The organism is Bradyrhizobium genosp. SA-4 str. CB756, assembly GCF_000473125.1.
Lineage (GTDB): Bacteria > Pseudomonadota > Alphaproteobacteria > Rhizobiales > Xanthobacteraceae > Bradyrhizobium > Bradyrhizobium arachidis.
The window spans coordinates 7822222-7840656 of sequence record NZ_KI421499.1; the positions used below are offsets into that span (position 1 = coordinate 7822222).

15 protein-coding genes are annotated in these 18435 nt (G+C 64.8%); 4 read left to right on the forward strand and 11 right to left on the reverse strand.

What is annotated here, in order from left to right; translation table 11 throughout:
- Positions 1-33: 33 nt before the first annotated feature.
- The 9 genes from odhB to BRAGE_RS0137830 all read right to left on the reverse strand — a co-directional run bounded on the left by odhB (position 34) and on the right by BRAGE_RS0137830 (position 11293).
- Positions 34-1275, reverse strand: coding sequence for a 2-oxoglutarate dehydrogenase complex dihydrolipoyllysine-residue succinyltransferase (gene odhB / locus BRAGE_RS0137790; protein ID WP_027561868.1), 1242 nt, complete (start codon positions 1273-1275; stop codon positions 34-36).
- Between the two features lie 169 nt (positions 1276-1444).
- A complete protein-coding gene (locus BRAGE_RS0137795; protein ID WP_027561867.1) occupies positions 1445-4402 on the reverse strand; it encodes a 2-oxoglutarate dehydrogenase E1 component in 2958 nt (985 codons plus the stop codon).
- Between the two features lie 137 nt (positions 4403-4539).
- Positions 4540-5424, reverse strand: a complete 885-nt coding sequence (gene sucD, locus BRAGE_RS0137800) for a succinate--CoA ligase subunit alpha (protein WP_027561866.1) — start codon at positions 5422-5424, stop codon at positions 4540-4542.
- 36 nt (positions 5425-5460) lie between these two features.
- Complete coding sequence (locus BRAGE_RS0137805; protein WP_027561865.1) at positions 5461-5940, reverse strand: DUF1579 domain-containing protein; 480 nt, start codon at positions 5938-5940, stop codon at positions 5461-5463.
- Between the two features lie 4 nt (positions 5941-5944).
- Positions 5945-7141 carry an ADP-forming succinate--CoA ligase subunit beta gene (gene sucC / locus BRAGE_RS0137810; protein ID WP_027561864.1) on the reverse strand — a complete coding sequence of 399 codons (1197 nt, stop codon included), beginning with the start codon at positions 7139-7141 and terminating at the stop codon, positions 5945-5947.
- A 208-nt stretch (positions 7142-7349) separates the two neighbouring features.
- On the reverse strand, positions 7350-8318 hold the full coding sequence (gene mdh / locus BRAGE_RS0137815) for a malate dehydrogenase (protein WP_008145224.1): 969 nt from the start codon (positions 8316-8318) through the stop codon (positions 7350-7352).
- 249 nt (positions 8319-8567) lie between these two features.
- The gene (gene zapE / locus BRAGE_RS0137820; RefSeq protein ID WP_027561863.1) at positions 8568-9752 is read right to left on the reverse strand and encodes a cell division protein ZapE; all 1185 of its coding nucleotides are present in this window, start codon (positions 9750-9752) and stop codon (positions 8568-8570) included.
- Positions 9753-9946: 194 nt separating this feature from the next.
- On the reverse strand, positions 9947-10483 hold the full coding sequence (thpR, locus tag BRAGE_RS0137825; RefSeq protein ID WP_027561862.1) for an RNA 2',3'-cyclic phosphodiesterase: 537 nt from the start codon (positions 10481-10483) through the stop codon (positions 9947-9949).
- Between the two features lie 174 nt (positions 10484-10657).
- The gene (locus BRAGE_RS0137830) at positions 10658-11293 is read right to left on the reverse strand and encodes an arylesterase (protein WP_027561861.1); all 636 of its coding nucleotides are present in this window, start codon (positions 11291-11293) and stop codon (positions 10658-10660) included.
- Positions 11294-11348: 55 nt separating this feature from the next.
- Between BRAGE_RS0137830 and BRAGE_RS0137835 the strand changes: the two genes are divergently transcribed.
- The 4 genes from BRAGE_RS0137835 (at position 11349) to BRAGE_RS0137850 (ending at position 16452) form a co-directional block, all read left to right on the forward strand.
- Positions 11349-12071 (forward strand): ABC transporter ATP-binding protein, encoded by a 723-nt coding sequence (locus BRAGE_RS0137835; RefSeq protein WP_027561860.1) that lies wholly within the window; start codon positions 11349-11351, stop codon positions 12069-12071.
- Positions 12068-14638 carry an ABC transporter permease gene (locus BRAGE_RS0137840; RefSeq protein ID WP_027561859.1) on the forward strand — a complete coding sequence of 857 codons (2571 nt, stop codon included), beginning with the start codon at positions 12068-12070 and terminating at the stop codon, positions 14636-14638. Before BRAGE_RS0137835 ends, BRAGE_RS0137840 begins: the two co-directional genes overlap by 4 nt.
- 270 nt (positions 14639-14908) lie before the next feature.
- The gene (locus tag BRAGE_RS0137845) at positions 14909-15700 is read left to right on the forward strand and encodes a Bax inhibitor-1/YccA family protein (RefSeq protein WP_027561858.1); all 792 of its coding nucleotides are present in this window, start codon (positions 14909-14911) and stop codon (positions 15698-15700) included.
- A 221-nt stretch (positions 15701-15921) separates the two neighbouring features.
- On the forward strand, positions 15922-16452 hold the full coding sequence (locus BRAGE_RS0137850; RefSeq protein ID WP_027561857.1) for a GNAT family N-acetyltransferase: 531 nt from the start codon (positions 15922-15924) through the stop codon (positions 16450-16452).
- A gap of 125 nt (positions 16453-16577) precedes the next feature.
- Here BRAGE_RS0137850 and BRAGE_RS0137855 read toward each other — a convergent pair whose 3' ends face one another.
- Both BRAGE_RS0137855 and BRAGE_RS0137860 read right to left on the reverse strand, forming a co-directional pair.
- Entirely contained in the window at positions 16578-16949 is a 372-nt protein-coding gene (locus BRAGE_RS0137855; protein WP_027561856.1) for a DUF2794 domain-containing protein, read from the reverse strand.
- 614 nt (positions 16950-17563) lie between these two features.
- On the reverse strand, positions 17564-18340 hold the full coding sequence (locus BRAGE_RS0137860) for a DUF1223 domain-containing protein (protein WP_027561855.1): 777 nt from the start codon (positions 18338-18340) through the stop codon (positions 17564-17566).
- Positions 18341-18435 lie beyond the last annotated feature (95 nt).

Genomic DNA, 18435 nt, shown 5'->3' on the forward strand with positions numbered 1-18435 from the left:
CGAATGGCGACGGCGCTCGCAAAGCATCAGGGATCAGAGATCGAGCACCAGGCGCGCCGGATCTTCCAGGCTCTCCTTGACGCGCACCAGGAAGGTGACGGCTTCCTTGCCGTCGATGACGCGGTGATCGTAGGACAGCGCCAGATACATCATCGGGCGGACCTCGATCTTGCCTCCGACGACCATCGGGCGATCCTGGATCTTGTGCATGCCCAGGATGCCGGACTGCGGCGCGTTCAGGATCGGGGTCGACATCAGCGAGCCGTAGATGCCGCCATTGGTGATGGTGAAGGTGCCGCCCTGCATCTCGTCGATCTTGAGCTGGCCATCGCGGGCGCGGCGGCCGAAATCGGCGATGCCCTTCTCGATGTCGGAGATCGACTTGTGGTCGCAGTCGCGGACAACAGGCACGACGAGGCCCTTGTCGGTGCCGACGGCCACGCCGATGTGGTAGTAGTTCTTGTAGATCAGGTCGGTGCCGTCGATCTCGGCGTTGACGGCCGGAATGTCCTTCAGCGCCTGCACGACGGCCTTGGTGAAGAAGCCCATGAAGCCGAGCTTGGCGCCGTGCTTCTTCTCGAACGCGTCCTTGTAGTGGGCACGCAGCGCCATCACGTTGGTCATGTCGACCTCGTTGAAGGTCGTGAGCATGGCCGCGGTGTTCTGCACGTCCTTGAGGCGGCGCGCGATGGTCTGGCGCAGGCGGGTCATCTTGACGCGCTCTTCGCGGGCGGCGTCATCGGCCGGCGACGGCGCGCGGACCTGCACGGCGGCGGCCGGCTGGTTGACCGGGGTCGGCGCGGAGGCGGCGCGCTCGATCGCAGCGAGCATGTCGCCCTTGGTGACGCGGCCGTCCTTGCCGGAGCCCGGAACGGTCGAAGCGTCGATGCCGGTCTCGGCGGAGAGCTTGCGCACGGACGGGGCGAGCGGCGCATCGGCCGGCGGCGCCTTCGCGGCCGGAGCAGGCGCGGGAGCAGCAGCGGCGGGCGCCGGAGCAGCAGCAGGCTTGGCAGGCGCGGCGGCGGGCTTCGCAGCGCCGGCGCCATCGGTGATCTGGCCGAGCAGCGCGCCGACCGCAACGGTCGCGCCATCGGCGGCGATGATCTCGCTCAGCGTGCCGGCGGAGGGCGCCGGGACCTCGATGGTGACCTTGTCGGTCTCGAGCTCCACCAAGGGCTCGTCGACGGCGACGGGATCGCCGGCCTTCTTGAACCAGCGGCCGATGGTGGCCTCGGTGACGGATTCGCCGAGCGTCGGCACACGAATTTCAGTCATGGTCTTTTCCTTAAGGGATCGCAGTCGCGGTCATGAATTCTCAGGTGTCATCGGCCAGCGAAAAGCAAGCCATCCAGCGAGCCGCGACGTTGCGGTCACGACGTACTGGATGCCCCGCCCTTGTGCGCAGTTGCGCACTGGAGCGGGGCATGACGCAGTTCGAAAGAGTTCAGCTCAGTGCTTCGTCCAGGAACGCCTTCAACTGCGCCTGATGCTTGGACATCAGACCAGTCGCGGTCGCGGCGGAAGCGGCGCGGCCAACATAACGCGGACGCCGGCTCACACCGTTCACCTGGTTCAGCACCCATTCCAGATAGGGCTCGATGAAGTGCCAGGCACCCATGTTGCGGGGCTCTTCCTGGCACCACACCATCTCGGCTTTCTTGAAGCGCGACAGCTCGGCGACCAGCGCCTTCAGCGGCACCGGATAGAGCTGCTCGACGCGCATCAGGTAGATGTCGTCGATGCCGCGCTTCTCGCGCTCCTCGTAGAGATCGTAATAGACCTTGCCGGAGCACAGCACGATGCGACGGATCTTCTCGTCGGGGACGAGCTTGATCGCCTCGTTCGGCAGCATCTGGGCGTCATCATAGAGGATGCGGTGGAAGGTCGTTCCCTTCGCGAGCTCTTCGAGACGCGAGACCGCCCGCTTGTGGCGCAGCAGCGACTTCGGCGTCATCACGATCAGCGGCTTGCGGATCTCGCGATGGAGCTGCCGGCGCAGCACGTGGAAGTAGTTCGCCGGCGTGGTCGGATAGACCACCTGCATGTTGTCTTCGGCGCTCATCTGCAAATAACGCTCGAGGCGCGCCGAGGAATGCTCCGGTCCCTGGCCTTCATAGCCGTGCGGCAAGAGGCAGACGAGGCCGGACATGCGCAGCCATTTGCGCTCGCCCGAGGAGATGAACTGGTCGAACACGACCTGCGCACCGTTGGCGAAGTCGCCGAACTGGGCTTCCCACAGGGTCAGCGTGTTCGGCTCGGCGAGCGAATAGCCGTATTCGAAGCCGAGCACGGCCTCTTCCGACAGCAGCGAGTTGATGACCTCGTAGTGACCCTGCTCGTGACCGAGATGGTTGAACGGCGTGTAGCGACTCTCGTCTTCCTGGTCGATCAGGACCGAGTGGCGCTGCGAGAAGGTGCCGCGCTCCGAATCCTGTCCGGACAGACGGACGTGATGGTTTTCATTGAGCAGCGAGCAGAACGCCAGCGCCTCGCCGGTCGCCCAGTCGATGCCGTTGCCGGTGTCGATCGCCTTCGAGCGGTTATCGAGGAAACGCTGGATGGTGCGGTGAACGCGGAAGCCGTCCGGCACCTTGGTGATCTTGCGGCCGATGTCCTTGAGGATCGGCAGATCGACGCCGGTGACGCCGCGCCGTGCATCCTCTTCCTGGTCGGCGATCTTGAAGCCGGACCACTTGCCGTCGAGCCAGTCGGCCTTGTTCGGCTTGTAAGAGGTGCCGGCCTCGAATTCGGCATCGAGCCGCGAGCGCCAGTCGGCCTTTAGCTTGTCGACCTCGCCCTCGGTGACCACGCCTTCGGCAATCAGGCGCTTGGAGTAGAGAGTGAGGGTCGAGGGATGGGCCGCAATCCGCTTGTACATCACCGGCTGGGTGAACGCGGGCTCGTCGCCCTCGTTGTGGCCGTAACGGCGATAGCACCACATGTCGATGACGACGGGCTTGTGGAACTTTTGACGGAATTCGGTGGCGACCTTCGCCGCGAACACCACGGCTTCCGGATCGTCGCCGTTCACGTGGAAGATCGGCGCGTCGATCATCTTCGCCACATCCGACGGATAGGGCGAGGAGCGCGAGTAACGCGGATAAGTCGTGAAGCCGATCTGGTTGTTGACGATGAAGTGCACGGAGCCGCCGGTGCGGTAGCCCTTCAGGTCCGACAGGCCGAAGCACTCGGCCACCACGCCCTGGCCGGCGAATGCGGCGTCGCCGTGCATGAGCAGCGGCATCACGGAGATGCGCTGGTCCGGCGGATCACCGTGCTGGTCCTGCTTGGCGCGCACTTTCCCGAGCACCACGGGATCGACGATCTCGAGATGCGAGGGGTTGGCGGTCAGCGACAGATGGATGCGGTTGCCGTCGAACTCGCGGTCCGAGGAGGCGCCGAGGTGATATTTGACGTCGCCGGAGCCTTCGACCGCGTCGGGATTGGCCGAGCCGCCCTTGAACTCGTGGAACAGTGCGCGGTGCGCCTTGCCCATCACCTGGGTCAGCACGTTGAGGCGGCCGCGATGCGGCATGCCGAGCACGACTTCCTTCACGCCGAGATTGCCGCCGCGCTTGATGATCTGCTCGAGCGCGGGAATCAGCGATTCACCGCCGTCGAGGCCGAAGCGCTTGGTGCCGGTGAACTTGGTGTCGCAGAACTTTTCGAAGCCTTCAGCCTCGACCAGCTTCATCAGGATCGCCCGCCGGCCTTCGCGGGTGAACGAGATTTCCTTGTCCGGTCCCTCGATGCGCTCCTGGATCCAGGCCTTCTGCGCGGCGTTGCTGATGTGCATGAACTCGACGCCGAGCGTCTGGCAGTAGGTGCGCTCGCAGATCGCGGTGATCTCGCGCAGCGTGGCGTATTCGAGACCCAGCACGTGATCGAGGAAGATTTTGCGGTCGAAATCGGCTTCGCTGAAGCCGTAGGTGCGTGGGTCGAGCTCTTCGCGGTTGCGCGGGGCTTCGATGCCGAGCGGATCGAGCTTGGCGTGGAAGTGGCCGCGCATGCGGTAGGAGCGAATCAACATCAGGGCGCGGACCGAGTCACGCGTCGCCTGAAGCACGTCAGCGGAGGAGATGTCGGCGCCCTTGGCTTGCGCCTTGGCCGCGATCTTGGCACCGACCGCCTTCTCGACCTCAGCCCAGTTGCCGTCGAGGGCGGAGGTCAGATCGTCCTGCGGGCTCAGCGGCCAGTTGTCGCGTTCCCAGGACGGTCCTTCCGCGTTCTTGCGGACGTCGGCCGGCTGATCGTTGAGGCTCTTGAAGAACTCCTGCCACTCGGCGTCGACCGAGGACGGGTCCTTCTCGTAGCGGGCGTAGATTTCGTCGATGTAGGTGGCGTTGGTGCCCTGCAAAAACGAAGAGAGGGCAAAGGCTGCGTTCGCGTCCTGGCGAGACATACTTGAGTTCCTGGCGATTTCGGTTCGCGCATAACAAACGGCGCTGGCGTCGGGCTCCCCGGCAGAGGCCCGACGCGACTGGCACCATTTACCCTATTTGCTGCGAAACTTCGCCCGGAAAAGCACGAAGAAGTGAATTAGCCTTTCAACTTTTCGGCAAGCGTATGGCCGAGGCGCGCCGGCGACGGAGACACGGTAATTCCGGCCGATTGCATCGCTTCGGTCTTGGAACCGGCATCGCCCTTGCCGCCCGAGATGATCGCGCCGGCATGACCCATGCGGCGGCCGGGAGGTGCGGTGACGCCGGCGATGAAGCCGACCATCGGCTTCTTGCGGCCGCGCTTGGCCTCGTCCTTGAGGAACTGGGCGGCGTCCTCCTCGGCGGAACCGCCGATCTCGCCGATCATGATGATCGATTCGGTCTTGGGATCGGCCAGCAGCATTTCGAGCACGTCGATGAACTCGGTGCCCTTGACCGGGTCGCCGCCGATGCCGACCGCGGTGGTCTGGCCGAGGCCTTCCTGCGAGGTCTGGAACACGGCTTCGTAAGTGAGCGTGCCGGAGCGGGAGACGATGCCGACCGAGCCGGTCTTGAAGATGTTGGCCGGCATGATGCCGATCTTGCACTCGCCGGCGGTCATGACGCCGGGGCAGTTCGGCCCGATCAGGCGCGACTTGGAGCCGGCCAGCGAGCGCTTCACGCGGACCATGTCGACGACCGGAATACCCTCGGTGATGCAGACGATCAGCGGGATCTCGGCGTCGATGGCTTCGCAGATCGCGTCGGCCGCGCCCGGCGGCGGCACGTAGATCACCGACGCATCGGCGCCGGTCTTCTCACGCGCATCGCGCACGGTGTCGAACACCGGCAGGCCCAGATGCGTCGAGCCGCCTTTGCCCGGCGAGGTGCCGCCGACCATCTTGGTGCCATAGGCGATCGCAGCCTCGGAGTGGAAGGTGCCGTTCTTGCCGGTGAAGCCCTGGCAGATGACCTTGGTGTTCTTGTCGATCAGGATGGACATGAGGTCTGCTTTCGCGAAACTAACAGAGTGAGAGGGTCAGTGGATGCGGCGGTAGACGCCAGTGAGCACGTCGGCCCAGCCTTCCGCGTCCGGCGAGAACTGGATCTTCAACGAGTAGGAATTGTCGTCGATGATCTCGTAGACGTGGCGCGCATTGCCGCGGAGCGAGCCGCGCACCAGCGTCAGGGTCTTGCCGACCCACCCGCCGGAAGCGGGCGAGGGCGGCGTGTAGCCGAGCGAGTCGTACCAGAACAATTTGTAGGTCCGGTCGTCACGATCGTAGGTGAAGATGCCATGGGTCGCGAAGACCTGCTTGCCGTCGCGCATCTGCACCGAGTCCTGGATCAGGTAGAACCCGTTGAGATCCATGCGCGCGACGGTGCGCGAGGTCGCCGGGCCGCCTTCGGTCCAGCGCGATGGGAAGACCGTCTCTTCGCCATCCCATTCGCCGGCGAACGCGGCGAGACGCGCGTGCTCTGCAAGCGGAGATGATGCGGCGAGATGGTCCTGGGCCATGGCCTTAGCCTCCCTTGACGGCCTTCACGATCTTCTGCGCGGCGTCGTCGAGATTGTCGGCCGGCACCACGTTCAGGCCGGATTCACGGATGATCTTCTTGCCGAGCTCGACATTGGTGCCTTCGAGGCGAACCACCAGCGGCACGCTGAGGCCGACTTCACGAACCGCAGCCGTGACGCCCTCGGCGATCACGTCGCACTTCATGATGCCGCCGAAGATGTTGACCAGGATGCCCTTCACGTTGGGATCCGCGGTGATGATCTTGAACGCGGCCGCGACCTTCTCCTTGCTGGCGCTGCCGCCGACGTCGAGGAAGTTCGCCGGCGACATGCCGTAGAGCTTGATGATGTCCATCGTCGCCATGGCGAGACCGGCGCCGTTGACCATGCAGCCGATGTTGCCGTCGAGGGTGACGTAGTTGAGGTCGTACTTGGACGCCTCGATCTCCTTGGCGTCTTCCTCGGTCTCGTCGCGCAGCGCGAGCACCTCGGGGTGGCGGAACAGCGCGTTGTCGTCGAACGACACCTTGGCGTCGAGCACGCGGAGCTGGCCCTGCTTGGTCACGACCAGCGGGTTGATCTCCAGCATCGACATATCCTTGGCGACGAAGGCGGCGTAGAGCTGCGCGGTGAGCTTCTCGGCCTGCTTGGCGAGATCACCGGAGAGCTTCAGCGCGTTGGCGACGGTGCGGCCGTGATGGCCCATGATTCCGGTCGCGGGATCCACCGAGAAGGTCACGATCTTCTCAGGCGTGTTGTGCGCGACGTCCTCGATGTTGACGCCGCCTTCGGTCGAGACGACGAAGGAGACGCGCGAGGTCTCGCGGTCGACCAGGATCGAGAGGTAGAACTCCTTGTCGATGTCGGAGCCGTCCTCGATGTAGAGGCGGTTGACCTGCTTGCCGGCGGGGCCGGTCTGCACGGTCACCAGCGTCGCGCCCAGCATCTGCTTGGCGAACTCGGAAACTTCAGAGGCCGACTTGGCGATCCGGACGCCGCCCTTGTCGCCGGCTGAGGCTTCCTTGAACTTGCCCTTGCCGCGGCCACCGGCATGGATCTGGCTCTTCACGACATAGACCGGACCGGGCAGCGCCTTGGCGGCTGCTTCCGCGTCGGCGGCCTTGAGAACCGGGACGCCCTTGGAGATCGGCACGCCGAACTCACCCAGCAGCGCTTTGGCCTGATATTCATGGATATTCATATGGTCGCTCCCTGAACCCGCGGGCGGTGACCCCATGGGCCCACCTCAGTCTTGTGGCTGGCATACCATATACCACAGGAACTGCAACCCGGATTCTTTGACTTCGAGATCTCTGGACTGCCGAACCGAAGGCCCGCCCGGTCAGCCGGGCCCCGGAAGTGAAACCGCCGAAGACCGGGTTTCGGTCTTCGGCGGGATTGTTTGGGCCTTAGCGGCCGAGAAGATCGGGTGCGATCTTCTTGCAGGCATCGACCAGGCCCTGCACCGCGCCGACCGACTTGTCGAAGGCCTCGCGGTCCTTGCCGGCGAGCTCGATCTCGACGACGCGCTCGACGCCCTTGGAGCCGATCACGACGGGTACGCCGACATACATGTCCTTCACGCCGTATTCGCCGTTGAGGTAGGCGGCCGAAGGCAGCACGCGCTTCTTGTCGCGCAGATAGCTCTCAGCCATCGCGATCGCCGAGGCGGCGGGGGCGTAGAAGGCCGAGCCGGTCTTGAGCAGGTTGACGATCTCGGCGCCGCCGTTGCGGGTGCGGTCGACGATCTCGTCGAGGCGCGCCTGCGAGGTCCAGCCCATCTTGACGAGGTCGGGCAGCGGGATGCCGGCGACGGTGGAGTACTTCACCAGCGGCACCATGGTGTCGCCATGGCCGCCGAGCACGAAGGCGGTGACGTCCTCGACCGAGACGTTGAACTCGTCGGCCAGGAAGTAGCGGAAGCGCGCGGAGTCGAGCACGCCGGCCATGCCGACGACCTTCTTGTGCGGCAGGCCCGAGGCCTTCTGCAGCGCCCAGACCATCGCGTCGAGCGGGTTGGTGATGCAGATGACGAAGGCGTCGGGGGCATACTTCTTGATGCCGGCGCCGACCTGCTCCATGACCTTGAGGTTGATGGACAGGAGGTCGTCGCGGCTCATGCCGGGCTTGCGCGGCACGCCGGCGGTGACGATGCAGACCTTGGCGTTGTCGAGCGCTTCGTAGGAGTTGGCACCGGTGTAGTGCGCGTCGAAGCCGTCGACCGGCGAGGACTGCGCGATGTCGAGCGCCTTGCCCTGCGGCACGCCTTCGGCGATGTCGAACATCACCACGTCGCCCAGTTCTTTCAGGCCGATGAGATGAGCCAGCGTTCCGCCGATCTGACCGGAGCCAATCAAAGCAATCTTGTCGCGCGCCATGTGAACCTGTCCTTTAGACACGTAAGGAGGGGAAAACTGAGACGGGTGGTTATCCCTTTCGCCTCCCCCGTTCAAGTCGCTGGATGCCCATTTGTCGGGCTTGGCGCATATACAAGCGCAACCCCGTCATTCCGAGGCGCGACGAAAGTCGCGAGCCCGCAATCCATCAGGCGGCAGAGTCTGTGGCGCGATGGATTCCGGGCTCGTCGCTTCGCGACGCCCCGGAATGACAGCGCTGGCAAATAGGACTTAAGTCTCCACCAGCCCCTTGGTGGAGCCGCTGGCGGTGGAATCCTTGCGGCCGTGGGCCAGCGCCAGATAGGATTCCGAGCTCATCTCGATCAGGCGCGAGGCGGTCCGCTTGAACTCCATGGCCTCGTTGCCCTCGTGGGCGAGGTAGAGCGAGATCGGGTTGGCGTCCGCCGAGGCCATCAGCTTCACGGCATTGTCATAGAGCGTATCGATCAGCGTGATGAAACGCTTGGCGGCGTTGCGCTGGGAGAAGTCCATCACTGGAATATGGTCGACCAGGATGGTGTGATAGTCGTGCGCGAGCCTCAGATAATCGGACGCCCCGAGCGGCTTCTCGCAGAGATCGGCGAACGAGAACCGCGCCACGCCGTGCGCCGAGCACGGCACGTGCAAGGTGCGGCCCTTGATCGAGATGTCGCGCGACTTGCATTTGGCGTTGCCGGTCATCTTCGCCCAGGCGCGGTCGAGCGCGGCGTCCGCATCGCCATCCGCCGGCGTCAGCCACATCGGCACACCCTGAAGCTTCTCCAGGCGGAAGTCGGTGCGCGCGTCGAGCCGCGCCACGTCCATGTGGTCGGTGATCTGCTTGATGAAGGGTAGGAACAGCGACCGGTTCAGGCCACCTTTGTAGAGATCGTCAGGCGCGACGTTGGAGGTCGCGACCACCACGGTGCCGAGCTCGAACAGCTTTGCGAACAGGCGGCCCAGGATCATCGCATCGGCGATGTCGGTGACGTGGAATTCGTCGAAGCAGAGCAGCCAGCTCTCCTCGAAGATCGCCGTCGCGGTCAGTGCGATGACGTCGCCGTCGGCGATCTCGCCGCGCGCGATGCTCTGGCGATAGTCGTAGATGCGCTCATGCGCTTCGGCCATGAACTCGTGGAAATGCGCGCGGCGCTTGTGTTCGACACTCGCGTGCTGGAAGAACAAGTCCATCAACATGGTCTTGCCGCGGCCGACCTCGCCATGGATGTAGAGCCCGCGCGGCGCCTCGTCCTTGTCGCTGCTGAACAGGCGGCTGAGCAGGCCCTGCTTGCGCTGCGGCTTGTAATTCGCGAGCCGCTGGTCGAGCGCGGCATAGGCTTCGGCGACCTCGGCCTGCGCAGCATCGGGCTCAATCGCGCCTGACGCGATCTGGGCCTGGTATGCCTCGCGGAATGAGGAGTTTGGGGTGGAGAGCATGGCTCTTTACCGCCAGAGATGGGCGGAAATTGCAAGCCGTGAATTGGTGGACGGGGTATGCGGTTTCATGTCGGACGTGGAACGCTGCTGCGCAGAGCCGGGACCCACTGTTTCGTTCATTGCTGGGAGCTATGGGCCCCGGCTCAGCAGTGCACCACTACGTGGCGCACTGCGTCCAGGGTACGAGAGCAGTGCTACTCACACAGCTCGTAAGCGTCCTCGACCACATACGGTCCGCCACCGGTCGATGCGCGCGACGAGAACAAGACAAAGCGTTCGGCCATGAAGGCCTTGCTCGGGAAGTAGCCGCGGATCGAGAGATAGTCGGCGACGTCGCGGTCGGTGGCGTCATGCAAACGAGCCAGCGTGACGTGCGGGATGAACTTGCGTCCCTCGGGATCGAGACCGATCCGCTGCATCATGCGTTCGAGCTCGGCCTGCAATTCCATCAGCGGCTTGCTCGGCGCGATGGTGGCGACCACCGCGCGCGGCTTGCGGCCGCCAAAACTGGTCAGGCCCTGCACCTTCACCTCGAACGGCTTTCGGTCGACGCGAAACAGCATCGAGGCGATCTCGTTGGCGGAGGCGCCGTCGATATCGCCGATGAAGCGCAAGGTGACGTGATAATTTTCGGGATCGATCCACCGGGCGCCGGGAAGGCCGCCCCTGAGATTGGAAAGCGACTGGCCGATCTCGGCCGGAATTTCCAGACCAGTGAACAAACGCGGCATCGTTCAGCCTCCCGATGCTTGGGTACGACCCTCGAGGCGAGGACCATATCCAAATTAGAGCCGGCGACGAATCAACCGGTACCCTGATTCCTATCGCAGTTGTGTGACTCTGCGAAGCATGCCGCGCCTCACCCCGGTAAAACCCTGGGAATTAGGGTTAGCGCTGCCTGTTTTTCAACGCTGCTGCTCGTGGATCGTGCCAACGAATGCCTCCACAGTGGGCATGATCCTGCCGACGATGATGTCGACGCCGGCCGCTGTCGGATGAATGCCGTCGGCCTGGTTGAGCTTGGCGTCGGCCGCGACGCCCTCGAGGAAGAACGGATAGAGCGGCACGTCGAACGTCTTCGCAAGATCCGGATAAATCGAATTGAAGCGCGCAGCATATTCGGCGCCGTAATTCGGCGGCGCCAGCATGCCGCACAGCATCACCGGGATCTTGCGCGCCTTCAGACGCGCGACGATGTCGGTCAGCGCTTTGCGCGTCAAGTCGGGATCGATGCCGCGCAGCGCGTCGTTGGCGCCGAGCTCGACGATCACGCCATCGGTTCCATCGGGCACCGACCAGTCGAGCCGGTCGCGGCCGCCGGAAGAGGTGTCGCCGGACACCCCCGCATTGGTCATGTCGACGGCTATGCCTTTGGCTTGCAAGGCTTTTTGAAGTTTAATGGGGAATGCCTCCTGGCCCGGGAGACCGAGGCCGGCGCTCAAGGAATCGCCGAGAACGACAAGCTTGACCGGCTTTGTCGCCTCCGCCCAGGCCGGGTTCGCCATCGTCATCAAAGCGAGCATCAACACGGCTATGTGCATGAAGAATCCGCAACGCCTCTCGACCGCGCGTGCGGAGTTGCCATATGACCGGACCATGGACACTCGCATCGATACCTCTTCGCTCGCCGACACCTCGTCGGACACCATCGCCATCTCCAACGTCAATCTTTCTTTGGGTACGGGCGCGGCGCGCGTTCACATTCTCAAGGATATCAGCCTGCGGGTCGGCCGTAGCGAGACGATCGGCCTGATCGGCCCGTCAGGCTCGGGCAAATCCACGCTGCTGATGGTGATGGCGGGGTTGGAGCGTCCTGATAGCGGAGAGGTGGTGGTGAACGGCACGCCTTTCAATGCCCTCGACGAGGACGCGCTGGCCCGCTTCCGCGGCCGCCAGGTCGGCATCGTGTTCCAGTCCTTCCATCTGATCCCGACCATGACGGCGCTGGAGAACGTCGCCGTGCCGCTCGAGCTCGCCGGCAATCCCGATGCCGCCAAGCGCGCGGCGCAGGAGCTGCAATCGGTCGGGCTCGGTGACCGCCTGCATCACTATCCGACGCAGCTGTCCGGCGGCGAGCAGCAGCGCGTCGCGCTCGCCCGTGCGCTGGCGCCCGATCCGGCCATCCTCGTCGCCGACGAGCCGACCGGCAATCTCGACGAAGCCACCGGCAAGCAGATCGTCGATCTCTTGTTCAGCAAGCATGCCGAGCGCGGCATGACGCTGGTGCTGGTCACGCACGATTCCTCGCTGGCGCATCGCTGCGATCGCGTGATCCGCCTGCGCTCCGGCCGCATCGACACGCAGACTGCGCCGGCATGAGTGCTGTGGCCGAACCGTTCGCAAAGCCGAGCGCCGTCGCGCTGTCGCTGCGCTACGCATTGCGCGAATTGCGCGGGGGCCTGCGCGGCTTCTACGTCTTCATCGCCTGCATCGCGCTCGGCGTGATGGCGATTGCCGGAGTCGGCTCGGTGTCGGCGAGTCTTTCCGACGGTCTCGCCCGCGAAGGCCGCACGCTGCTCGGCGGCGACGTCTCCTTCGTGCTGTTCCAGCGCGAGGCCAAGCCCGAAGAGGTCAGCTTCCTGCGCTCGCGCGGCACTGTCTCGACCGCCGCGACGTTGCGCGGCATGGCGCGCTCGGCCGAGGGCAAGCTGGCGCTGGTCGAGATGAAGGCGGTCGACGACGCCTATCCGATGCTCGGACAGCTGACGCTGGCGCCGCCTCTGCCGATGTCCGATCTCGTCGCAGAACGCGATGGCGCGTTCGGCGCGGCCGCCGATCCGACGCTTCTTGCACGTCTTTCCCTCAAGACCGGCGACCGCGTCACCATTGGCTCGGCGACATTCCAGATCCGCGCGACTGTCGAGGCCGAGCCGGACAAGCTCGCCGGCGGCATCGGTTTTGGCCCGCGCTTTTTGATCAGCGAGGCGGGCCTGCGCGCCACCGGCCTGATCCAGCCCGGCAGCCTGGTACGCTGGGTCTACCGGGTGAAGCTCCCCGATGGCGCCAACAGCGAGCGCGCCACCGAAACCTTCATCAATGATGCGCGCAACGCTGCGCCGCAGGCCGGCTGGGAGATCCGCAGCCGCTCCAATGCCTCGCCGCAGCTCGAGCGCAATATCAACCGCTTCACACAGTTCCTGACGCTGGTCGGCCTTGCCGCACTGCTGGTCGGCGGCGTCGGCGTCGCCAACGCCGTGAAGAGCCATATCGACCGCAAGCTCGAAGTGATCGCCGCCTTCAAGGCGGTCGGCGCCACCGGCCGCGACGTGTTCGGCATTTACCTGGCGCAGGTTCTCCTGCTTGCCGCGATCGGCTCGGTGATCGGCCTTGCCCTCGGCGCCGCGATGCCGTTCGCGATCGTCGGCCTGTTCGGAAAATTGCTGCCGCTGCCGGTGGTGCCGGCCGTGCATGCCGACGAGCTCGCGCTGTCCTTCGTTTATGGCCTGCTCACCGCGCTCGCCTTCGGCCTGTGGCCGCTCGGGCGAGCGCACGACGTGCCGGTCGCCGCGCTGTTCCGCGACACCATCAGCTCCGAATGGCACCGGCCACGCGCGAGCTATCTCGTGTTCATGGGCGTCGTGATCGCCCTGCTCGTTGCGGTCGTGATCGGGCTTTCGTTCGACAAACGCATCGCCGCGGTGTTCGTCGCGTCCTCCGTCGTCGTGTTCGCCCTGCTACGCGGCATCGCCGCGCTGCTGATGGGTATCGCGCGGCACCTGCCGCGGACGCGGCTGCCGATGCTGCGGCTGGCGATCGCCAACATCCACCGGCCCGGCGCGCTGACGCCCTCGGTCGTGCTGTCGCTCGGTCTCGGGCTCGCCGTGCTCGTCACCATCACCCAGATCGACGGCAATCTGCGCCGGCAGTTCCTGGCAGCGCTCCCGGATCGTGCACCCTCGTTCTTCTTCATCGACATCCCGAGCACGCAGGCCGAGCAGTTCGACGATTATCTGCGGCAGATCGCGCCCGGCGCGAAGGTCGAGGACGTACCGATGCTGCGCGGCCGCATCGTCGCCGCCCGCGGCGTGCGCGCCGAGGACCTCAAGCCCAGCACGGATTCGGAATGGGTCCTGCAAAGCGACCGCGGCCTGACCTATACCGCCGAGCTGCCGAAGGGCTCCAAGGTGGTCGAGGGCGAATGGTGGGGCCCCGACTATTCCGGCCCGCTGCTGGTCTCGATGGAGAAGAAGATCGCCGACGGGCTCGACCTCAAGCTCGGCGACGAGATCGTGGTCAACGTGCTCGGCCGCGACATTCCGGCCAAGATCGGCAATCTGCGCACCATCGACTGGCAGGGGATGGGCATCAATTTCGTGCTGGTGTTCTCGCCGAACGCCTTCAAGGGCGCACCCCACACCCACATCGCGACGCTGACCGAATCCGGCGGCGATGCGACCGGTGACGGCAAGATCATCAAGCAGGTTGCGGATGCCTATCCGATGGTGACCAGCGTGCGCGTGCGCGAGGTGATGGAGACGGTCGGCTCGGTCGTGACCAACCTGGCGCTGGCGATCCGCGGCGCCAGCGCGGTGACGCTGATCTCGGCGATCCTGGTGCTGGGCGGGGCGCTGGCCGCCGGCCACCGCCACCGGGTCTATGATGCGGTAATCCTGAAGACGCTGGGCGCAACCCGGCTGCGGCTGCTCGGCGCCTATGCCCTCGAATACCTCCTGATCGGGCTCGCCACCGCGGTGTTCGGCGTGATCGCGGGCAGCATCGCGGCCTGGATGATCGTGACACGGCTGATGACGCTGAGTTTCGTCTGGCAGGCCGGCAGCGCCGCCGGCGTGGTCGCGGCCGCACTGGTCGTCACCGTGGGGCTCGGGCTCGCCGGCACTCTGCTGGCGTTGAACAAAAAGCCCGCTACGGTGTTGCGGAATTTGTGACAAAATGTAGCGGGATGCCGCGCGGTAGCGGAATCGCACGATTCCTGCGATTAACCACGTCCGCTCGCCAGGATTGTGCCCGAGGGCGACATTCAGCCGCGCGTGGACGGTTGCAGCGAATGTGTTAGTTTCCCACATATCGAATGGGTTCGGAGCCCCCGATTGTTAGCCAAATTTAATGTCGGCAGACATCGGTATCCGGATAGAACTTGACGAACCGGCGGCGTGGCGACCCTCATGCCGGACCGGCCAACCAACGGGAATTCGACCATGTCGGACCTAGACCGTAACTACGCTTCTCCTTTCGGCAGGGCCGCCGGGCGTGTTGACGCCGCGACGGTCGACGCCGGCCTGCGCGCCTACATGCTGCGCATCTACAATTACATGAGCATTGGCCTTGCCATCACCGGCCTGGCCGCGCTCGGTGTCTACCTGGCTGCCGTGACTGACGTCCCGACCGCGGACGCCGTCCGCGTCGGCAAGCTGTTCCTGACGCCGTTCGGCTACGCGATGTTCGTCAGCCCCCTGAAGTGGCTGTTCATGCTCGCGCCGCTCGCGATGGTGTTCGTGATCTCGGCGGGCATCAACCGTCTCGCTCCCTCGACCGCCCAGATCCTGTTCTGGGTGTTCTCGGCGCTGATGGGCATCTCGCTGTCGTCGATCTTCCTGGTGTTCACCCACACCTCGATCGTGCGGGTGTTCTTCATCACCGCGGCGACTTTCGGTGCACTGAGCCTCTACGGCTACACCACCAAGCGTGACCTGACCGGCATGGGCTCGTTCCTGTTCATGGGCCTGATCGGCATCATCATCGCGAGCCTGGTGAACCTGTTCCTGGCGAGCTCGATGCTGCAGTTCATCGTGTCGGTGGTCGGCGTGCTGGTGTTCGCCGGCCTCACCGCCTGGGACACCCAGCGCCTGAAGAACGACTACATCTACGGCTACGCTTCGGCCGGCGGTGACATCGCAGAGCGTGCGGCCATTACCGGCGCCCTGTCGCTGTACCTGAACTTCATCAACCTGTTCACGCTGCTGCTGCAGCTCCTCGGCCAGCGCGACTAAGCGCCAGACGAGAGAACGGACACGAACCCCGGCCGAGAGGCCGGGGTTTTTGTTTGGGGCCCCGGTAGCTCTCCTCGTCATTGCGAGGAGCCCTTGCGACGAAGCAATCCGGAGGCCCTCCGCGGATGCATTTCTGGATTGCTTCGCTACGCTCGCAATGACGACCGGGAGACGGTGGCGGCCCCCTTCCAGCAACCGGGCGAAGCCTCTAGTCTGAGGCCATGTCCGCACCCGATATCAGGCCCACGACCGAGGCCGACCTTCCCGCCATCACCGCCATCTACCAGCAGGCCGTTCGCGAGGGCACTGCGACGTTCGAGCTGGATCCGCCTGACCTAGCCGAGATGACCCGCCGTTACCGCACGCTGGTCGACGGCGGCTATCCCTATTTCGTCGCCATCCTCGACGGCAGCGTCGCCGGCTATGCCTATGCCGGTGCCTACCGGCCACGGCCGGCCTATCGCTTCACGGTCGAGAACTCGATCTACCTCGATCCGAGTTTCCACCGCCGCGGCATCGGCTCGCTGCTGCTGGAGCGGCTGATCACCGAATGCGAGGCGCGCGGCTTCCGCCAGATGATCGCCGTGATCGGCGATTCCGCCAATGCCGGCTCGATCGGCGTGCACACCAGGGGCGGCTTCAAGATGATCGGCACCCACCCCAATGTCGGGCTGAAGTTCGGTCGCTGGCTCGACACGGTGATGATGCAGCGCGACCTCGGCGAGGGCGCGAAGACGGTGCCGGGGAAGTAGGGCCTCGCCACGGCACCGCTCGTAGGGTGGGCAAAGCGAAGCGTGCCCACCATCAGGGCGATTACGGAAAGGTCGTGGGCACGGCGCTTTGCGCCTTTGCCCACCCTACGGCACCGTTCGTGCGGTTAGACCACCGCCAATTTCCGGTCGATCACCAGCAGCACGCGCTCGAGCTCATGGCCGCGGCGCAGGATCAGGCCGGTCGCCGAGATCACGCTGTACATGCCCTGCTTGCGCGCGAGGCGCGGGTCCTTCTCGATGCGGTAGATCGGCACTTCCGAGGCGCGGCGATAGACCGAGAACACGGCGCGGTCCTTCAGGAAGTCGATGGCATAGTCGCGCCACTCGCCGTCGGCGACCATGCGGCCATAGAGATTGAGAATGCGGTGCAGCTCGAGCCGGTTGAACGTCACCCGGTTCGGCTGCGCGTTCGCCGCGACGGGCCGCGCCGCCGCGCGCTGCTCGCTCGGATCGGCATCCTCCGACGTCAGACTCATGGGAGCGCTCCTCATCGCACAGCATGATCGCGCCCGCGAAACCGTCCCAGGGTACCGCGGATCATGACAGTCACATGATCGCGCCAACCGCTCCTCGCCGCAAGGGCTCTTGCAGGAATCCGGGACAGGGCTCTGGGCTCAACCCGCCTGATCGGGTGCGAATTGGACCACACGCAAAAGTGGAACTCTGTCGCGGCAAACCGTCACGGGATCGTTAGCAGGAATCATACTGTCGCCGCTTTTCCGCCCAGTGCCCGCCGCCCTGCATTGCGAAAAGATTCGTGTGCGTTGGCCCGGTCCTTTCGGTTCCGGATTCCCCAGCCCCCCGGGGTCGAACAGGATCGGGTCTGTACGCGCGACAAGGAGGGCCAACGCAAGTTGGTCCTTTTTTGTTTGTGTCGGATTGTTTCTGACGCGCTGTCATTCCGGGGCGCGCCGCTTGGCGCCAGCCCGGAATCCATTTCTCAGCTCGGATTGTGGATCGATGGATTCCGGGCTCGCGCTTCGCGCGCCCCGGAATGACGGGAGACCAGATCTCCTGAGACGATCTCGCGCATACTCTCGCTCTCCACATGAAGAGTTAGAGCGAGTGCGACGCTAGAGAGAAATTCGAATCAATGCAGCGACGTGTACGCTGCGCCCAGCATCGGACCGGGCTTGTCGCGGCTGCCGTCCTGGACATAGACCACCGCGCCGTCGACGCCGTCGCGCGTGAGGTTCTCGAGCGGCACGGTCCAGCTTTCCGGACGGCCAGTCCAGTCGCCGACCTTGAGCAAATTGCGCACCACGTTGTGATAGGTGATCTGCTGTCCGCGATTTTCGCCACGGCTGATCGAGATCGGCACCGATTTGGCGACCGAGCAGATCCAGACCTCGCCATGCGAGACCGCCGGCTCCTTGCTCGCGGCCACCGACACGTTGATCTGCTTGCCCGAGAGCGACATCGTCACCGGCACGCTCATCACGCCACTGCTCTTGTCGGTCTTGCCGATCGCATTCTCGATGCCGGCACGATCGCTGCCGATGACATGCGCCGAGCCATTGACCACGACCTGCGGCGTGTAGACCTCGCGGTCGCCGCGCATGCGCGAATAGGCGCGCTGCCGCGCCGAGAAACGCGAATCCGCCAGCGTGTCCTTCCAGCCGAGATAGTCCCAATAATCGATCGGCATGCTCAGCGCGATGATCGAGGGATCGCTGGAGAGATCGCCGATGATCTTGTCGGCGGGCGGGCAGGACGAGCAGCCCTGCGAGGTAAACAATTCGACAACGGCGCGCGGATCGGCGTGGGCGGGACGGATGATGGCGGCGATGGCGCAGATGCTGAGCGCTCCCGACCAGAGTGCACCGGACCAGCGCGAAACCAGATTAGAAGCCGTCATTGTCGTCATGTCGAACGTCACACATCGTCAGTCGTTGGGGGGAAGCTTATCGCCTGATGGTCACCGTAATCTTACGGGGCGCGGCATGTTCAACCGTCCTGGGC

Coding starts and splice junctions, on each gene's coding strand:
- BRAGE_RS0137860 (WP_027561855.1), bottom strand. CDS start 18,340: ATGACGACAATGACGGCTTCTAATCTGGTTTCGCGCTGGTCCGGTGCA.
- BRAGE_RS0137855 (WP_027561856.1), bottom strand. CDS start 16,949: ATGAGTCTGACGTCGGAGGATGCCGATCCGAGCGAGCAGCGCGCGGCG.
- odhB (WP_027561868.1), bottom strand. CDS start 1,275: ATGACTGAAATTCGTGTGCCGACGCTCGGCGAATCCGTCACCGAGGCC.
- mdh (WP_008145224.1), bottom strand. CDS start 8,318: ATGGCGCGCGACAAGATTGCTTTGATTGGCTCCGGTCAGATCGGCGGA.
- sucC (WP_027561864.1), bottom strand. CDS start 7,141: ATGAATATCCATGAATATCAGGCCAAAGCGCTGCTGGGTGAGTTCGGC.
- BRAGE_RS0137850 (WP_027561857.1), top strand. CDS start 15,922: ATGTCCGCACCCGATATCAGGCCCACGACCGAGGCCGACCTTCCCGCC.
- BRAGE_RS0137840 (WP_027561859.1), top strand. CDS start 12,068: ATGAGTGCTGTGGCCGAACCGTTCGCAAAGCCGAGCGCCGTCGCGCTG.
- sucD (WP_027561866.1), bottom strand. CDS start 5,424: ATGTCCATCCTGATCGACAAGAACACCAAGGTCATCTGCCAGGGCTTC.
- BRAGE_RS0137835 (WP_027561860.1), top strand. CDS start 11,349: ATGGACACTCGCATCGATACCTCTTCGCTCGCCGACACCTCGTCGGAC.
- BRAGE_RS0137795 (WP_027561867.1), bottom strand. CDS start 4,402: ATGTCTCGCCAGGACGCGAACGCAGCCTTTGCCCTCTCTTCGTTTTTG.
- zapE (WP_027561863.1), bottom strand. CDS start 9,752: ATGCTCTCCACCCCAAACTCCTCATTCCGCGAGGCATACCAGGCCCAG.
- BRAGE_RS0137830 (WP_027561861.1), bottom strand. CDS start 11,293: ATGCACATAGCCGTGTTGATGCTCGCTTTGATGACGATGGCGAACCCG.
- thpR (WP_027561862.1), bottom strand. CDS start 10,483: ATGCCGCGTTTGTTCACTGGTCTGGAAATTCCGGCCGAGATCGGCCAG.
- BRAGE_RS0137845 (WP_027561858.1), top strand. CDS start 14,909: ATGTCGGACCTAGACCGTAACTACGCTTCTCCTTTCGGCAGGGCCGCC.
- BRAGE_RS0137805 (WP_027561865.1), bottom strand. CDS start 5,940: ATGGCCCAGGACCATCTCGCCGCATCATCTCCGCTTGCAGAGCACGCG.